General features: G+C 71.2%; 14 protein-coding genes. 13 read left to right on the top strand and 1 reads right to left on the bottom strand.

The genetic code is table 11. The features are described 5' to 3' along the window. The first annotated feature begins 39 nt into the window (after positions 1-39). From Vau01_RS41785 to Vau01_RS41745, 9 genes are all read left to right on the top strand, one after another. Positions 40-1,092 (top strand): Gfo/Idh/MocA family protein, encoded by a 1,053-nt coding sequence (locus Vau01_RS41785; protein WP_204005498.1) that lies wholly within the window; start codon positions 40-42, stop codon positions 1,090-1,092. Further along, positions 1,092-2,048: a Gfo/Idh/MocA family protein gene (locus Vau01_RS41780; RefSeq protein ID WP_239152294.1), complete on the top strand. Its 957-nt coding sequence runs from the start codon at positions 1,092-1,094 to the stop codon at positions 2,046-2,048. The genes Vau01_RS41785 and Vau01_RS41780 overlap by 1 nt, the downstream gene beginning before the upstream one ends. After that, on the top strand, positions 2,048-2,911 hold the full coding sequence (locus tag Vau01_RS41775) for a fumarylacetoacetate hydrolase family protein (protein WP_204005494.1): 864 nt from the start codon (positions 2,048-2,050) through the stop codon (positions 2,909-2,911). Before Vau01_RS41780 ends, Vau01_RS41775 begins: the two co-directional genes overlap by 1 nt. Positions 2,912-2,996: 85 nt before the next feature. Beyond that, the gene (locus Vau01_RS41770) at positions 2,997-4,592 is read left to right on the top strand and encodes an ABC transporter substrate-binding protein (protein ID WP_204005493.1); all 1,596 of its coding nucleotides are present in this window, start codon (positions 2,997-2,999) and stop codon (positions 4,590-4,592) included. 86 nt (positions 4,593-4,678) lie between these two features. Then, positions 4,679-5,638 (top strand): ABC transporter permease, encoded by a 960-nt coding sequence (locus tag Vau01_RS41765; protein WP_204005492.1) that lies wholly within the window; start codon positions 4,679-4,681, stop codon positions 5,636-5,638. After that, a complete protein-coding gene (locus Vau01_RS41760; protein WP_204005491.1) occupies positions 5,635-6,537 on the top strand; it encodes an ABC transporter permease in 903 nt (300 codons plus the stop codon). The genes Vau01_RS41765 and Vau01_RS41760 overlap by 4 nt, the downstream gene beginning before the upstream one ends. Continuing rightward, positions 6,534-7,556 (top strand): ABC transporter ATP-binding protein, encoded by a 1,023-nt coding sequence (locus Vau01_RS41755; protein WP_204005490.1) that lies wholly within the window; start codon positions 6,534-6,536, stop codon positions 7,554-7,556. Before Vau01_RS41760 ends, Vau01_RS41755 begins: the two co-directional genes overlap by 4 nt. Further along, positions 7,553-8,608, top strand: coding sequence for an ABC transporter ATP-binding protein (locus Vau01_RS41750; RefSeq protein ID WP_204005489.1), 1,056 nt, complete (start codon positions 7,553-7,555; stop codon positions 8,606-8,608). Before Vau01_RS41755 ends, Vau01_RS41750 begins: the two co-directional genes overlap by 4 nt. 10 nt (positions 8,609-8,618) lie before the next feature. After that, positions 8,619-9,485: an IclR family transcriptional regulator gene (locus tag Vau01_RS41745; protein ID WP_204005487.1), complete on the top strand. Its 867-nt coding sequence runs from the start codon at positions 8,619-8,621 to the stop codon at positions 9,483-9,485. 8 nt (positions 9,486-9,493) lie between these two features. Here Vau01_RS41745 and Vau01_RS41740 read toward each other — a convergent pair whose 3' ends face one another. Continuing rightward, a complete protein-coding gene (locus tag Vau01_RS41740) occupies positions 9,494-9,871 on the bottom strand; it encodes a RidA family protein (RefSeq protein WP_204005486.1) in 378 nt (125 codons plus the stop codon). 40 nt (positions 9,872-9,911) lie between these two features. On the opposite strand from Vau01_RS41740, the gene Vau01_RS41735 reads away from it, so the two are divergent. From Vau01_RS41735 to hisD, 4 genes are read left to right on the top strand one after another with little or no spacing between them, the layout of a single operon-like run. Next, positions 9,912-11,477 carry an N-acyl-D-amino-acid deacylase family protein gene (locus Vau01_RS41735; protein ID WP_204005485.1) on the top strand — a complete coding sequence of 522 codons (1,566 nt, stop codon included), beginning with the start codon at positions 9,912-9,914 and terminating at the stop codon, positions 11,475-11,477. Further along, positions 11,477-12,301: an amidohydrolase family protein gene (locus Vau01_RS41730; protein WP_204005484.1), complete on the top strand. Its 825-nt coding sequence runs from the start codon at positions 11,477-11,479 to the stop codon at positions 12,299-12,301. Before Vau01_RS41735 ends, Vau01_RS41730 begins: the two co-directional genes overlap by 1 nt. Next, on the top strand, positions 12,298-13,389 hold the full coding sequence (locus Vau01_RS41725) for an alanine racemase (RefSeq protein WP_204005483.1): 1,092 nt from the start codon (positions 12,298-12,300) through the stop codon (positions 13,387-13,389). The genes Vau01_RS41730 and Vau01_RS41725 overlap by 4 nt, the downstream gene beginning before the upstream one ends. Positions 13,390-13,441: 52 nt before the next feature. Further along, positions 13,442-14,734: a histidinol dehydrogenase gene (gene hisD / locus Vau01_RS41720; protein WP_204005481.1), complete on the top strand. Its 1,293-nt coding sequence runs from the start codon at positions 13,442-13,444 to the stop codon at positions 14,732-14,734. Positions 14,735-14,782 lie beyond the last annotated feature (48 nt).

The raw sequence follows: 14,782 nt of genomic DNA, 5'->3' as shown, positions 1-14,782 counted from the left end.
GACCTTGACACGGCCCGGAGTCGACCACAGGATGGCGACATGGAACCCCGTTCCGTGCTGCCTCCGGACACCGCCGCAGCACAACCGACCCGGCCGGTCGGCGTCCTCCTGGTCGGCGCCGGCTTCATCGCCGGCGTGCACTGCGCCGCGATCGCCGCCGATCCGCGGGCCGAACTCGTCGGTGTCGTCGACGCCGACGGTGGCCGCGCCGCCGCGTTCGCCCGGTCCCAGGGCGGGATCCGGTACGGGTCCGATCTCGCCGAGGCGCTGCGCTGGCCCGGCGTCGACGCCGCGATCGTGTGCACCCCGAACGACACCCACGCGGCCGTCGGCGCGGCGGTCGCCGAGGCCGGCCGGCACCTGCTCATCGAGAAGCCGCTCGCCACCACGGTCGCCGATGCGAAGGACCTGGAGCGCCGGTTCGCCGACGCCGGCCGCGTCCTCTTCGCCGCGCATACCCACCGCGCCTACGACTACGGCCGGGCGGTCAAGGAGACCGTCGACGCCGGCACGATCGGCCGGCCGGTGCTCGTACGGCTGGCGATCCTCGGCGGCTGGATCTGGACCGACTGGAGCGCCTGGGTCGCCGACCCGGAGAAGTCCGGCGGCCACGCGCTGCACAACGGCGTGCACCTGCTCGACCTCGCCACCTGGTGGCTGGGCGACGAACCGGTGACGGTCCGGGCGCGCGGGCGCAAGGAGACGGCCACGGACCTGCGCATCTACGACTACCTCGAGATGGTGGTGACCTACCGGAACGGCGCCACGGCGATCTGCGAGATGAGCCGCGGTCACCGGCCGGCCACGCTGAGCCGGCGCGAGGTGCTCGTGGTCGGCACCGCGGGTCAGCTCGACCAGGACTGGGACGGCGAGTCGGGGCTCCTGCAGACGGAGGCCGGCACCACGCTCGTACCGGCCGCCGGCGGCGACGGGTTCGCCGTCCAGCTCGCCGCGTGGCTCGACGCGATCGAGGGCGCCGGGAAGGGGATACCGCCCGCGATGCCGGTCGCCGACGCCGTCCGCGCGGTGGCGCTGGGCGTCGCGGTCGAGGAGTCGATCGCGTCCGGCCTGCCGGTGGAGGTGGCCGCGTGATGCGCGTGGTGCTGGTGGGGTTCGGCGGGATCGGGATACAGGACCATCAGACGGACATGTACCTACCCGCGTTCGCGAAGCACCCGGCGTTCACGCTCGTCGGCGTGGCCGACGCCGGCGGCACGGAGAAGGCCGCGAAGACCGCGGGCGAGCACGGACTGCGCCATTTCACCTCTTTACAGGAGGCGTTCGACGCGACGGACGTCGTCTGCGTGGCCGCGCCGATCGACGTCCGCGGCACGGTCGTCGCCGACGCGGTCCGCGCCGGAAAGCACGTGCTGGCCGACAAGCCGCTCGCCGCGACCCTGGCCGAGGCGCGCGAGATCGAGCGCCTCGCGGCCGACAACGACGTCGTCGTGGTTCCCGCGCACCACATCCGGCTCGGCGGCGCGCTGCGCTCGACCCGCGCCGCCGTGCGCGCCGGCAAGGTCGGGCTGCCGTGGAACGTGCAGGCCGACTTCCTCGTCGCCGGCGGCGACCCGTCCCCGATCGGGGAACTCGCGAACCTCGCGCTGTACCCCGTCGACGCCGTCTGCTCGATCCTCGGCCTCGACGTCACGCGCGTATGGGCGACCGGTGGCGACACGCTCGTCACCCTGATGCTCGACCACCCCAACGGTGTCACCAGCACCGTCGTGTGTGGACGGACGGCGACCGTGCACGGGATCGCCCCGGCTGGCCTGGCCACGCACCGGTACCGGATCAGCGGCTCGCACGGCGTGCTCACCGTCGACGCCACCCGGCCGGCGCTCCGGGTACGCACCGGCGGAACGCAGGCCACCGCCTGGACCGGCTCCGGCACCGTCGACGCGCTGCTCGGCGTGCTGGCGGCCGGCATCCGCACCGGCCGGCCCGAGATCGGCGTCGCCGACGCGGTCCGGGTGCACCGGATCATCGAGGCCGCTCGACGGTCGATCGACACGGGCGCGCCCGTTGATGTGGAGGGTGATTCCTGATGCGACTCGTCAGCTACCGCCGCGACGGCTCGGTGCGGCACGGCCGCCTCGACGGCGAGTCCGTGGTGGAACTCGGCCACGGCGACCTCGGCGTCCTGATCGCCACCGTGTTCCCGCTGACCGCCGACACCGTGCCCGCGGGCACCGGCACCTACGCACCGTCCGATGTGGAGCTCGTCGCCCCGCTGTCGCGCCCCGGCAAGCTGCTCGCCGCCGCGGCCAACTACCAGGACCACGTCCTGGAGGGCGGCGGCCCGCCGCTCGACAAGTCGACGATCACCCCGCGGCTGTTCCTCAAGCCACCCACGTCGATCGTCGGACCGGGCGCCACCGTGCCGCTGCCCGACATCAGCACGGAGGTCGACTGGGAGGCCGAACTCGCGGTCGTCATCGGCGCGCGGGCGCGCAACGTCTCCGTCGACGACGCCCTCGGTGTCGTCACCGGGTACATGACGTCGAACGACGTGTCGGCCCGCTCGGTCGACGTCGGTGTGCCCACCGACGCCAAGAACGACAAGGCCGTCTGGTTCTTCGAGTGGCTCGCCGGCAAGTGGTGCGACGGCTTCGCGCCGCTCGGGCCGTGGCTGGTGACCGCCGACGAGGTGGGCGATCCGCAGTCGCTGCCCGTCGAGCTGAAAGTCAACGACGTGGTCCGGCAGAACGGGTCCACAAAGGACATGATCTTCTCGGTCGCGGAGCTCGTCTCGCACGCGTCCCGGCTGATGACGCTGGAACCCGGCGACATCATCATGACCGGCACGCCGTCCGGGGTCGGTGCGGCGTCCGGTGAGTACCTCAAGGCCGGTGACGTGATGACGGTGACCGTCGGACCGCTCGGCACGTTGCAGAACCCGGTCGCGTGACGCGACAAACCAACACGGTGGCCTGAGGCCGCGACGTTTCTCCCCTCTCCCCGAATTCCCACAGCCTCACCAGAGAGGTCCACCCATGCGCAGAAAGCTCCTCGCCTGCCTCGCGGCGACAGCGCTGTTGGCCGTCGCCGCGTGCACCGGCCCCAAGGCTGCTGACAGCGGCACCGACACGAACGCCTCGATCAACGTCTACCTGTACCAGGAACCGGCCGGCCTGTTCGGTCCGCTGGCACCCAGCAGCGGTCCCGACAACCAGGTCATGTCGTTCATCAACGAGGGCCTGCTCGGTGTCGACCCGGACTACAAGCTGCAGCCGCGACTGGCCGAGAGCTTCGAGGTCTCCCCCGACGCCACCACGTTCACCTTCAAGCTGCGCAAGGGCCTGAAGTGGAGCGACGGCACGCCGTTCACGTCGAAGGACGTGCTGTTCACCTACAACGCGCTGGCGAACGCGAAGGTCAAGGCCGCCACCCTCGGTTCCTACTCGGGGGTGCAGGGCGTCAAGGAGTTCAACGCCGGCACCGCGCAGACCATCACGGGCTTCTCCGCACCCGACGACAACACGTTCGTCATCAAGGCCGCCGCCGCGAACTACGGTCTCGTGGCGCTGATCGGCATCGCGTACATCATGCCGGAGCACGTGCTCGGGAAGATCGCGCCGGAGAGCCTGGCCGCGGACGCGTTCTGGCGCAAGCCGACGGTGACCATCGGCCCGTACACGTTCGACGAGTACAAGACGAACCAGTACGTGCACGTCGTCGCGAACCCGAACTACCGCAACCCGGCGAAGATCAAGGACGTCTACCTCAAGCCGATGAAGTCCGACGCAGCCACCGCGCAGCTCGGCAACGGCCAGATCGACATCGCCACGTACTCGCCGACCGACCTCGCCACGGTGTCCGGCTTCAAGGACATCACCACGCAGGAGAAGCCCGGCGGCGGGTTCGTGCGCATCGCGCTGAACCAGACCAAGCCCTACTTCAAGGACGCCCGCGTGCGGCAGGCGTTCCTGTACGCCACCGACCGCAAGCAGATCGTGCAGACGGTGCTGAGCGGCAAGGGCGAGGTGCGGCTGTCGGACTTCGCCAAGGCGAACGAGCCGTCGGGCCTCAACGAGTACGCCAAGGACGTCAACAAGGCCAAGCAGCTGCTGCAGGAGGCGGGCTGGGACCCGAACACCACCATCAAGCTCCAGTGGGTGCAGGGTCAGCGCGACCGCGACGCGACCGCGACGATCGTCCAGAGTGAGCTCGCGGCGGTCGGCGTGAAGGTGGAACTGGTGAACGTCCAGGGCGCGCAGATCACCAAGACGTACCAGGAGAAGTCGTACGACATGGTGCTCTACGGCGGTGGCAACTACGCGATCGACTCGTCGTCGATCGCCGTGATCGCCACGTGCGCACAGCAGTACCCGACCGGCGGTAACATCAACTGGTTCTGCAACCAGCAGGTCGACGAGCTGATGAACCAGGCCAACGCGGAGACCGACGCGACCAAGCGGAAGTCGCTGTACGACCAGGCGGCGAAGCTCACGAACGACCAGGCCGACCTGTTCTGGCTGTACTCGCCGAACGGCCTGTGGGGCGTCAACAACCGGATCAAGGGATTCAAGGCCGCCGGTTCGCAGGACGCCGGCTTCTGGGACCCCGCGTCCTGGACCGTGTCGAAGTAACCCGATCGCCGGGTGCCGGGCCTCACGGGGCCGGGCACCCGGCCACACCCTGCCGATATCGAAGCGCAGATCCCGAGAGGAGGGCCATGGGCGCGTTCCTGGTTCGCCGCCTCATGACCAACGTGCTGGTCTTCTTTCTCATCACCGTCGCCATCTTCGTGCTGGTGCACTCCACCCCCGGTGACCCGATCGCGATGCGGATCCCGCCCGATCAGCTCAGCCAGGGCAGCGCCGAGTACATCGCGCAGCAGCGGGCCGAACTCGGGCTCGACGACCCGCTGTACCTGCAGTACTGGAGCTGGCTCGGCGACGCCGTCACCGGCGACCTCGGCGTGTCCCTCCTCAATGGACGGCCGGTCACCGAGCTGCTCGGCGAGCGGCTCGGCCCGACGCTGGAGCTGATGCTCGTGGGGCTCGCGGTGTCGCTGATCGTCGCGTTCCCGTTGGGAATCCTGGCGGCCCGCCGCCGCAACTCCCTCTACGACTACGGCGCCGCGGTGGTCAGCCTCGGCTCGGTGTCGATCCCGATCTTCTTCGTCGCGCTGATCGCGATCTACCTGTTCACGTTGCAGCTGCAGTGGTTCCCGTCGTCGGGCATCTCCGATCCGACGAATCCCGGGCTCGTCGACACACTCATGCACCTGGTGCTGCCGGCCACGATCCTCGGCATCGGCAACTCCGGCGCCTACATGCGCTACGTGCGCAGCAGCATGATCACCGAACTCGGCTCCGACTACGTCCGCACGGCCGAGGCCAAGGGCGCCGGCTCGCAACGGGTCGTGGTGCGGCACGCGCTGCGCAACTCGCTCATCCCGGTCATCACCATCATCGCCACCAACCTCGGCCAGTTGTTCGCCGGCGCGGTGGTGATCGAGCAGGTGTTCGCCTGGCCGGGGATGGGCCAGCTCGCCGTCAGCTCGGTCAACCAGCAGGACTACTCGGTCATCATCGGGTTCGCGTTGATCGTGGCGGTCCTGGTGCTGCTGTCGAACCTGCTCGCCGACGTCCTCTACACGCTCGTCGACCCGAGAGTGAGGCTGTCATGACGGATGTCGCGGCCGCGGCGAAGACGGACACCCAGGCCGGTACCGGCACCGTCGCGCGCACCCCGTTCCGCATGGCGCTCCGCCGCTTCCGCCGGCATCCTGCCGCGCTCGTCAGCATCGGGTTCCTGCTGCTCGTCGTGTTCGCCGCGATCTTCGCCCGCCCGTTGTCGGGCCACGATCCGAACGTCGTCGACCTGCTCGCGGCGCGGCAGGGCCCGTCCGGCGAGCACCTGCTCGGCACCGACCCCACCGGTCGCGACGTGCTCGCCCGGTTGCTGTTCGCCGCCCGGATCTCGCTCGGCGTCGGCATCGCGGCGGCCGCGCTCGCCGTCCTCATCGGGGCGGTCCTCGGCGGCCTGGCCGGCCTGCTCGGCGGCTGGGTCGACGGCGTCATCATGCGCGTCGCCGACATGTTCATGTCGTTCCCGTCGCTCGTGGTGATGGTGGTGCTCGCGGGCATCCTCGGGCCGAGCGTGGTGACGATGGTCGTCGCGATCGGACTCTTCCAGTGGCCGGTCTGCGGCCGCATCGTCCGCGGCGTGACGCTGTCGTTGCGGGAACAGGAGTACGTGCTCGCGTCGCGGGCCACCGGCGCGGGTCCGGGCTGGTTGATGAGCCGGCACATCCTGCCGGCCGCGCTGCCGCCGGTGAGCGTGGCCGCCACGCTCGCGGTCGCGCAGGCGATCGGCCTGGAGGCCACCCTGTCCTTCCTCGGCCTCGGCGTGCAGCCGCCGGCGGCCAGTTGGGGCAACATGCTCACCGACGCGCAGAGCCTCACCGTCATCCGGCAGGAGCCGTGGTTGTGGCTCTCGCCGGGCATCGCGGTCGCGCTCACGGTGCTCGCGGTCAACTTCGTCGGCGACGGGCTGCGCGACGCCGTGGATCCGAGGTCCTCATGAGTGATCCGTTGCTGCGCATAGAGAATTTGTCGGTCACGTTCGACACCGACGGCGGTACCGTGCACGCGGTGTCCGATGTGGACCTGTCGGTGTGGCCGGGCGAGATCGTCGCGATCGTCGGCGAGTCCGGTTCCGGCAAGACCGTCACCGCGATGTCGATCCTGCGGCTGCTGCCGAAGACGGCCCGCGTCGACTGCGGCACGCTCGAGTTCCGCGGCGAGAACCTGCAGGCGATGTCCGTCCGGCAGTTGCGGTCCGTCCGTGGCGGCCCGGTCGGAATGATCTTCCAGGACCCGATGACGACGCTGAACCCCGTGATGACGGTGGGCGAGCAGATCGCCGAGGCCGTGATCCTGCACCAGTCCACAAAGGACAAGCGGGCGGCCCGCGCCCGCGCGGTCGACCTGCTGCGCCTCGTCGGTGTGCCCGACGCGGAGCAGCGGGTGCGCCAGTACCCGCACGAGTTCTCCGGCGGCATGCGCCAGCGGGCGATGATCGCGATCGCGATCGCCAACGACCCCGACCTCCTCATCGCCGACGAACCCACCACCGCCCTCGACGTCACCATCCAGGCGCAGGTGCTGGCGTTGCTCAAGAAGGCGCAGGCGGAGACCGGTGCCGCGACGATCCTCATCACCCACGACCTCGGCGTGGTCGCGGAGATGGCCGACCGGGTCGTGGTGATGTACGCGGGACGCATCGCGGAGACGGCCGGGGTGCGCGAACTGTTCGCCCGGCCGCGCCACCCGTACACGATGGGGCTGCTCGCCAGCCTGCCGCGGATGGACGTCGACGTCGACGAGCTCGACCCGATCCCCGGCAACCCGCCGAACCTGGCCGATCCGCCGGCCGGGTGCCCGTTCCACCCCCGCTGTCCGCTCGCCCGCGACCGGTGCCGCACCGAGCGACCGCCGCTGGAACCGGTGGCCAAAGACCACTACTCGGCCTGCTTCTTCCACGAGGAACTGGCCGGGGTGGACGCCCGCACCCTCTACGGGCAGCGGGAGGTGACCGCATGACGAGCCTCACGAAGGAGGACGCCACCACGACGGCACCCCTGCTGCGGGTGGAGCACCTCAGCAAGCACTTCCCGGTGCGCAAGGGCGTGCTGCGCCGCACCGTCGGCGCGATCCGTGCCGTCGACGACGTCAGCCTCGACCTGCGCGCCGGCGAGACGCTCAGCCTGGTCGGCGAGTCCGGGTGCGGCAAGTCGACCACCGGCCGGCTGCTGGTGCGGCTGCTCGACCCGACCGCCGGTCGCATCGTGTTCGACGGCGTCGACCTCGCCCCGCTGCCGCAGCGGAACCTGCGGGAGGTCCGGCGCGAGATCCAGATCATGTTCCAGGACCCGTACGCCTCGCTGTCGCCGCGGATGACCGTGCACGACATCGTCGCCGAGCCGTTGCGGGTGCAGGGCCGCTACCGCTCCGGTTCCGGCACCGACGGCGCCGACCGCGTCGCCGAACTGCTCGACCTGGTCGGGCTGCGACCCGAGCATGCCCGCCGGTACGCCCACGAGTTCTCCGGCGGCCAGCGGCAGCGGGTGAGCCTGGCCCGGGCGCTGGCGTTGAACCCGCGCCTGCTGGTGCTCGACGAACCGGTCAGCGCGCTCGACGTCTCGGTGCAGGCACAGGTCATCAACCAGCTCCGCTCGTTGCAGGAGCAGCTGGGCGTGGCGTACGTGTTCATCTCGCACAACCTGTCGGTGGTGCGGCACATCTCGCACCGCGTCGCGGTGATGTACCTCGGTTCGATCGTCGAGATCGGCACCCGGACCGACATCTTCACCCACCCGACGCACCCGTACACGCAGGCGTTGCTGTCGGCGATCCCGGTGCCCGACCCGGAGGGCCGCGACGAGCGGGAACGGATCACGCTCGTCGGCGACGTGCCCAGCCCCAGCAATCCCCCGTCCGGTTGCACCTTCCGCACCCGGTGCTGGAAGGCTCAGGATATCTGTGCCCGGGAGAAGCCGGCGCTCGTCGACCGCACGGGGGTCGGTCATCCGAGCGCATGCCACTTCGCTGAGCCATCCGGGGCACCCGGACCCGGCAAACCCCCGTCCACATAGGAGCGCGCACATGGCCCGAACAACCCGGCAGGCCTCCATCGACGACTCCAGACCGGCGTCGGCCAACTACCACGCCAACGCGTTGGCCCGCGGCCTCGCCCTGCTGGAGATGCTGGCGGCGGCGCCGGAACCGCTGACGCTGGGCGAGTTCAGCGAGCGCACCGCGCTGCCGAAGAGCACGCTCGTGCGGCTGCTCTCGGTGCTGGCCGAGATGGACTACGTGGTGCGGGTCGACGAGCGGCCCGCCTACCGGCTCGGTCACAAGGTGCAGGGCCTCGCCGCCGCCTATGTGTCCACACTGGACCTCACGGTGGTGGCCGAGGCGTACCTGCAACCGGTGGCGCTGTCGACCGGGCAGACCGCGAACCTCGGCGTGCTCGACGGCGACCAGGTGCTGCACATCTGCGTCGCCGAACCCGACCGGCCGTTGCGGTTCACCACGAACCTGGGCGCCCGCGACCACACGCACTGCACCGGGCTCGGCAAGGTGCTGCTGGCCGGCCTCACCGACGAGCAGCGGGCGGCCGTTCTCCCGCCGGCCCCGTACCCGTCCTTCACCGAGAACACCCTCACCACGGCGGCCGACCTCCGCAAGGATCTCGACCGGGTGAACCGCCGCGGCTTCGCGCTCGACGACAACGAGCGCAGCCACGGCCTGCGGTGCGTGGCGGTGCCGGTGCGGCTCGACGACCGGTGCCTGGCCGCGGTGAGCGTCTCCGGGCCCGCGGGCGAGTTCACCGCGGCCAAGCAGCAGGAGTACGTCGCGGTGCTCGACGCGGTCGCGAAGTCCATGGCCGGTGACCCCGACCTCGCGACCGCGCTGCGGATCGTGCACCGGTCGCTGCGCCCGGCGGTGAAGCCCGCCGTGAACGCATGACGCCTGCGCTAACCGACGTGGGCGATCACGTCGATCTCGACCCGCACGTCGGGGTGGCCGAAGGTCACCACCACGGTCGTGCGGGCCGGCGGCGCGTCGCCGAACCGGCGCCTGTAGACCTCGTTGAAGGGCGCGAACAGGAGCGGGTTCGACAGGTACGCGCCGACCTTGACCACCTGGTCGAGCCGCGCACCGGCGGCGGCCAGCACCAGTTCGACGTTGTCGATGGTGAGCTCGACCTCGCGCTCGAAGTCACCGATGTACACGCTGCCGTCGGGCAGGTTGGCGACCTGGCCGGACACGAACACGAAGTCGCCGGCGCGGGTGGCGGGGGACAAGGGGACGGGCGGCAACGGCCGGCCCTCGGGGTGGAAACGTTCAACCATGGCCGTATGGAACCACATTCCACATCGAGGTGGCACGAAAGTGGCCCGTGATCTCCTCCTCACCGGCGGCCTGGTCGTCGACGGGACGGGCGCGCCGCCACGGCACGCCGACGTCCTCGTCCGCGACGGCCGCGTCGAAGCGATCGGGTCGCCCGTCGCTGATGCCGACGAACGCGACGTGACGGGCCGGGTCGTGTGCCCGGGGTTCGTCGACATCCACACCCACTCCGACCTGACGCTGCTCTCCGATCCCCGGGCGCTGAGCAAGGTGCACCAGGGCGTCACGACCGAGGTGGTGGGCAACTGCGGGCTGGGTGTCGCGCCGCCCGGCACCGACATCGAGGGCCTGCGCGGCGCGGTGAGCTACCTCGACCTCGACCCGTCGGTCGGGTGGCCGTGGCGCGACCTCGCCGGCTACCTCGACGCCGTCGACGCGGCCTGGCCGGGCGTCAACGTCGCCGCGCTGGTGGGCCACCTGCCGCTGCACGCGGCGGTGTGCGGGCTCACCGACCGGCCGGCGTCCACTGTGGACCTGGACCGGATGACCGGCCTGCTGGGCGACGCCCTCGACGCCGGTGCGGTGGGGCTCTCGACCGGGCTCGTGTACGCGCCGCTCCCCTTCGTGCGCGAGGAGGAGCTCGTCGCGCTGGCGCGCGTCACCGCGTCCCGGAACAAGGTTTTCGCCTGGCACATCCGCAACTACGACGACGACCTGATCGACTCCGCGGCACAGGCGGTGCGGGTGGCCCGGGAGACCGGCTGCCGCACCCAGATCTCGCACCTGCAGGCGGTCGGCCCGCGCAACTGGGGCGGCGTGCGGCACGTGCTCGACCTGGTCGACGCCGCGCTCGCCGACGGCTTCGACGTCGGCGTCGACGTCTACCCGTACCTCCACGGCAACGCCCCGCTGGCGCAACTGCTGCCGGCCTGGGCGCAGGACGGCGGCCAGGCCGCGTGGATGCCGACGCTGCGCGACCCGGTGGTGCGCGACCGCGTCCGTACACAGTGGACCGACCGCGAGTCGCGCTGGGACGAGATCACGATCAGCTGGACGGCCGGACCCGCACCGGCTCCCGAGCTCGGGCGCACCGTGGCGGACCTGGCGGCCGAGCGCGGCACCACGGGCAGCGAGGTCGTGCTCGACATCCTCGCCGAGCTCGGCATGGGCGTGATGATGACGGCCGGCGGGCGCAGCGAGACCGATCTGCTCACGGTGCTCGCCCATCCGGCGAGCGTCGTCGCGTCCGACGGGCTGGCGCTGGACCCGAACGGCGTCACCGGCGCGGGCCTGCCGCACCCGCGCAGCTACGGCACGTTCCCGCGCTACCTCACGAGATACGGCAGGGACGATCTGGCCGACGCCGTACGCCGCTGCACGAGCGCGCCGGCCGCACGTGTCGGGCTGACGGACCGGGGCGTACTGAGGCCCGGTGCGCCGGCCGACGTGGTCGTGTTCGACCCCGCGACGCTCACCGACACGGCGACGTTCACCGCGCCGCACCGCTTCGCCGCCGGCATCGACCTGGTGCTGGTGAACGGGGTGTCCACCGTGGACGGTGGCCGCCACACCGGCGCCCGCGCGGGAAAGGTCGAAAGGAGACACTGATGCTCGACGTCCATACCCACTGCCACCTCCCCGAGCACTGGGGCTGCGAGTGGTCGAAGAACTGGCAACCGGTCTACGGCCACGAGTACGCCGAACGCACGCCGGAGCAGTACGACGAGGCGATGGCCGCGGCCGGCGTCGACCTCGCGTTCGTGTTCGGCATGCGGGCCACCCGCGCGGGCGTCATCACGCCGAACGAGCACGTCGAGAAGTTCTGCACTGAAACTTCGACGCCAACTCTCGGTTTCATGGCGCTCGACCTCTCCGACCCCGACGTGCTCGACCAGCTCGCCGACGGCGTCACCCGGGGCCTGCGCGGCGTGAAGCTGTACCCGATCCTGGCCCACTTCGACGCCCGCGACGAGGCCCACGACCGGTTCTTCGCCGCCGCCACCGCCGCGAACCTGGTGGTGCTGTGGCACATGGGCGCCACGCCCAGCCCGGAGGGGCGGCTGGAGCTGAGCAACCCGTTGCTCGTCGACGACGTGGCCCGCCGCCATCCCGAGCTGACCCAGATCATCGCCCACATGGGACACCCGTGGCAGCGCGAGACGATGGTCGTGCTCCGCAAGAGCCGCAACGTGTTCGCCGACGTGTCCGCCGCGTGGGCCCGCCCGTACGACGGCCACCGGGCGCTCCTCCGGGCGCAGGAGTGGGGCGTCGTCGACAAGCTGCTGTTCGGGTCGGACTATCCGATGTGGACACCGGCGGAGGCGGTGGCCGGCCTCCGTGCGCTCACCGGTGTGGGTCCGGGCATCGAACCGGCGACAATCGAGTGGCTGGTCGACGGTGACCCGCGTGCCGCTCTGGGAGTCAATCGATGAAGTTGGAAGAACTGCCGACCCCGTCGTTGCTGGTCGACCTCGATCGGATGGAGCGCAACATCGCCGCGATGGCGGCCACGTTCGCCGACGCCGGGCTCGCGCTGCGTCCGCACGTGAAGACGTCCAAGTGCTGGGAGGTGGCCCGGCGTCAGCTCGACGCGGGCGCCGTCGGCTTCACCTGCTCCACCCCGGCCGAGGTCGCGTGGCTGCGCGGGCAGGGCGTCGCCGACCTGTTGTGGGCGCACGCGCCCGTGGGTCCCCGCAAGGTGGAGTTCGCGGTGTCCACCGCGCGCGACGGCGGTCTCACCGTCGCCCTCGACTCGCTCGACGCGGGCCGGCCGCTGTCCGACGCCGCGGCCGCCGCCGGCGTCACGGTCCCCTTCCTGCTGGAGGTCAACACCGGCCACGCGCGGCTCGGCGTCGACCCCGACCGGGCCGTCGCGACCGCGGCGGGCCTCGCCGCGCTCCCCGGGCTCGCCCTGCGCGGCGTGATGACCCACGAGGGACACGTGTCGCTGGAGTCCGACCGCGGGTCGCTCGAACGCGCCGGCGCCGCGGCCGGCGCGCTGCTGGTGAGCGTCGCGGAGGCGCTGCGGACCGCCGGCCACGAGGCCGCGCTCGTGTCGGTCGGTTCGACGCCGGGCGTCACGTCGGCCCCGTTCGCCCCCGGGGTGACCGAGGGCCGGCCCGGCACCTACGTCTACTTCGACGCCAACCAGACCCGGCTGGGCAGTTGCACGGTGGACCAGTGCGCGCTGACCGTGCTCGGCACGGTCCTCACGGTGCGCGACGACGGGCGGGTCATCACCGACGCCGGCGTGAAGGCGATGAGCTCCGACACGATCGGCGCGATCGGGTCGGTCGGCGTCGTGTGCGACCTCGACGGCGTGCCGCTGCCCGGCGTCACGTTCTTCGACGGCAACGAGGAGCACGGTTTCCTGCTCGACGACGAGCGGCGGCTGTCGGTCGGCGACCTCGTGCGGCTGGTCCCCAACCACGCCTGCGGCACCACGAACATGTGGAGCCACGTCGTGCCGGTGCGTGACGGCGCCGCGGTGGGCGAGTGGTCTATCGCAGCCCGCCACTGACGGTTGACATGGAACACCATTTCACGTGTGCTGTTCCAGAGGAGGAAACACCGTGGCCACACATGTGAAGTCACCGGCGGAGAAAAGCAGCGCCGGCCCGGAGGGCGTCCGGGAGACCGTCGCGGCGGTGATCGCCGACGTCCGCGACCGCGGCGACGCGGCGGTGCGGGAGTACTCGGAGAAGTTCGACAACTGGTCGCCCGCGTCGTTCCGGCTCTCCGCCGAGGAGATCGACCGGATCGTCGCCACCGTGCCGGTTCAGGCGATCGACGACATCCGCGCGGTGCAGGCGCGCGTGCGGGCCTTCGCCCAGCGCCAGAAGGACTCCCTGCACGACTTCGAGGTCGAGACCGAGCCCGGCGTCCGGTTGGGACAGAAGAACATCCCGGTACGGGCCGCGGGTGCCTACGTGCCCGGCGGCCGGTACCCGCTGGTCGCCTCGGCGCACATGACCGTGGTCACCGCGAAGGTCGCCGGCGTCGAGCGGGTCGCCGCGTGCACGCCACCGATCCGCGGCGAGATCCCCGCGGCGACGATCGCGGCGATGCACCTGGCCGGCGCCGACGAGATCTATCTGCTCGGCGGGGTCCAGGCCGTGGCGGCGATGGCCGTGGGAACGGAGACCATCGGACGCGTGGACCTGCTCGCCGGTCCCGGAAACGCCTACGTCGCCGAGGCGAAGCGCCAGTTGTACGGCGAGGTCGGCATCGACCTGTTCGCGGGTCCCACCGAGATCCTCATCGTGGCCGACGACGCCGCCGATCCGTTCGTCGTCGCCGTCGACCTGTTGAGCCAGGCCGAACACGGCCCGGACTCGCCCGCGGTGCTCATCACCGACTCGGCCGCGCTCGCCCGCGAGGTGATCGACCTCGTCGACCGGATCCTGGTCGACATGCCCACCCGCGACTTCGCCGGTCCGGCCTGGCGCGACCACGGCGAGGTCGTCCTCGTCGACGACCTGGCCCAGGCGTACGCGCTCGCCGACGACTACGCGTTCGAGCACGTGCAGGTCCTCACCCGCAACCCGCGCGAGGCCCTGACGGCGATGCGCGAGTACGGCGCGCTGTTCCTCGGCGAGAAGACGTGCGTCTCCTACGGCGACAAGGTGATCGGCACCAACCACACGCTGCCGACAAGGAAGGCGGCGCGGTACACGGGCGGCCTGTGGGTGGGCAAGTACCTCAAGACGGTGACCTACCAGGAGGTCACCAGCCAGGCGGCGAGCGCCGAACTGGGCCGCCTCTGCGGCCGGGCCGCCCGGTTGGAGCTGTTCGAGGGTCACGCCCGCTCGGGCGACGTCCGCGCCCACAAGTACGAGGGCGACCCCCTTCCCTGGGCCCCGTAGCGCCGCCCGGCGCTTGACGCGGGGGCGCGCATCGAAGAAGCTGCATGG

It is taken from the genome of Virgisporangium aurantiacum, from assembly GCF_016863635.1.
Lineage (GTDB): Bacteria > Actinomycetota > Actinomycetes > Mycobacteriales > Micromonosporaceae > Virgisporangium > Virgisporangium aurantiacum.
Note: the sequence above shows the minus strand (reverse complement) of the source record. Positions and strands in the feature narration are given on the sequence as shown.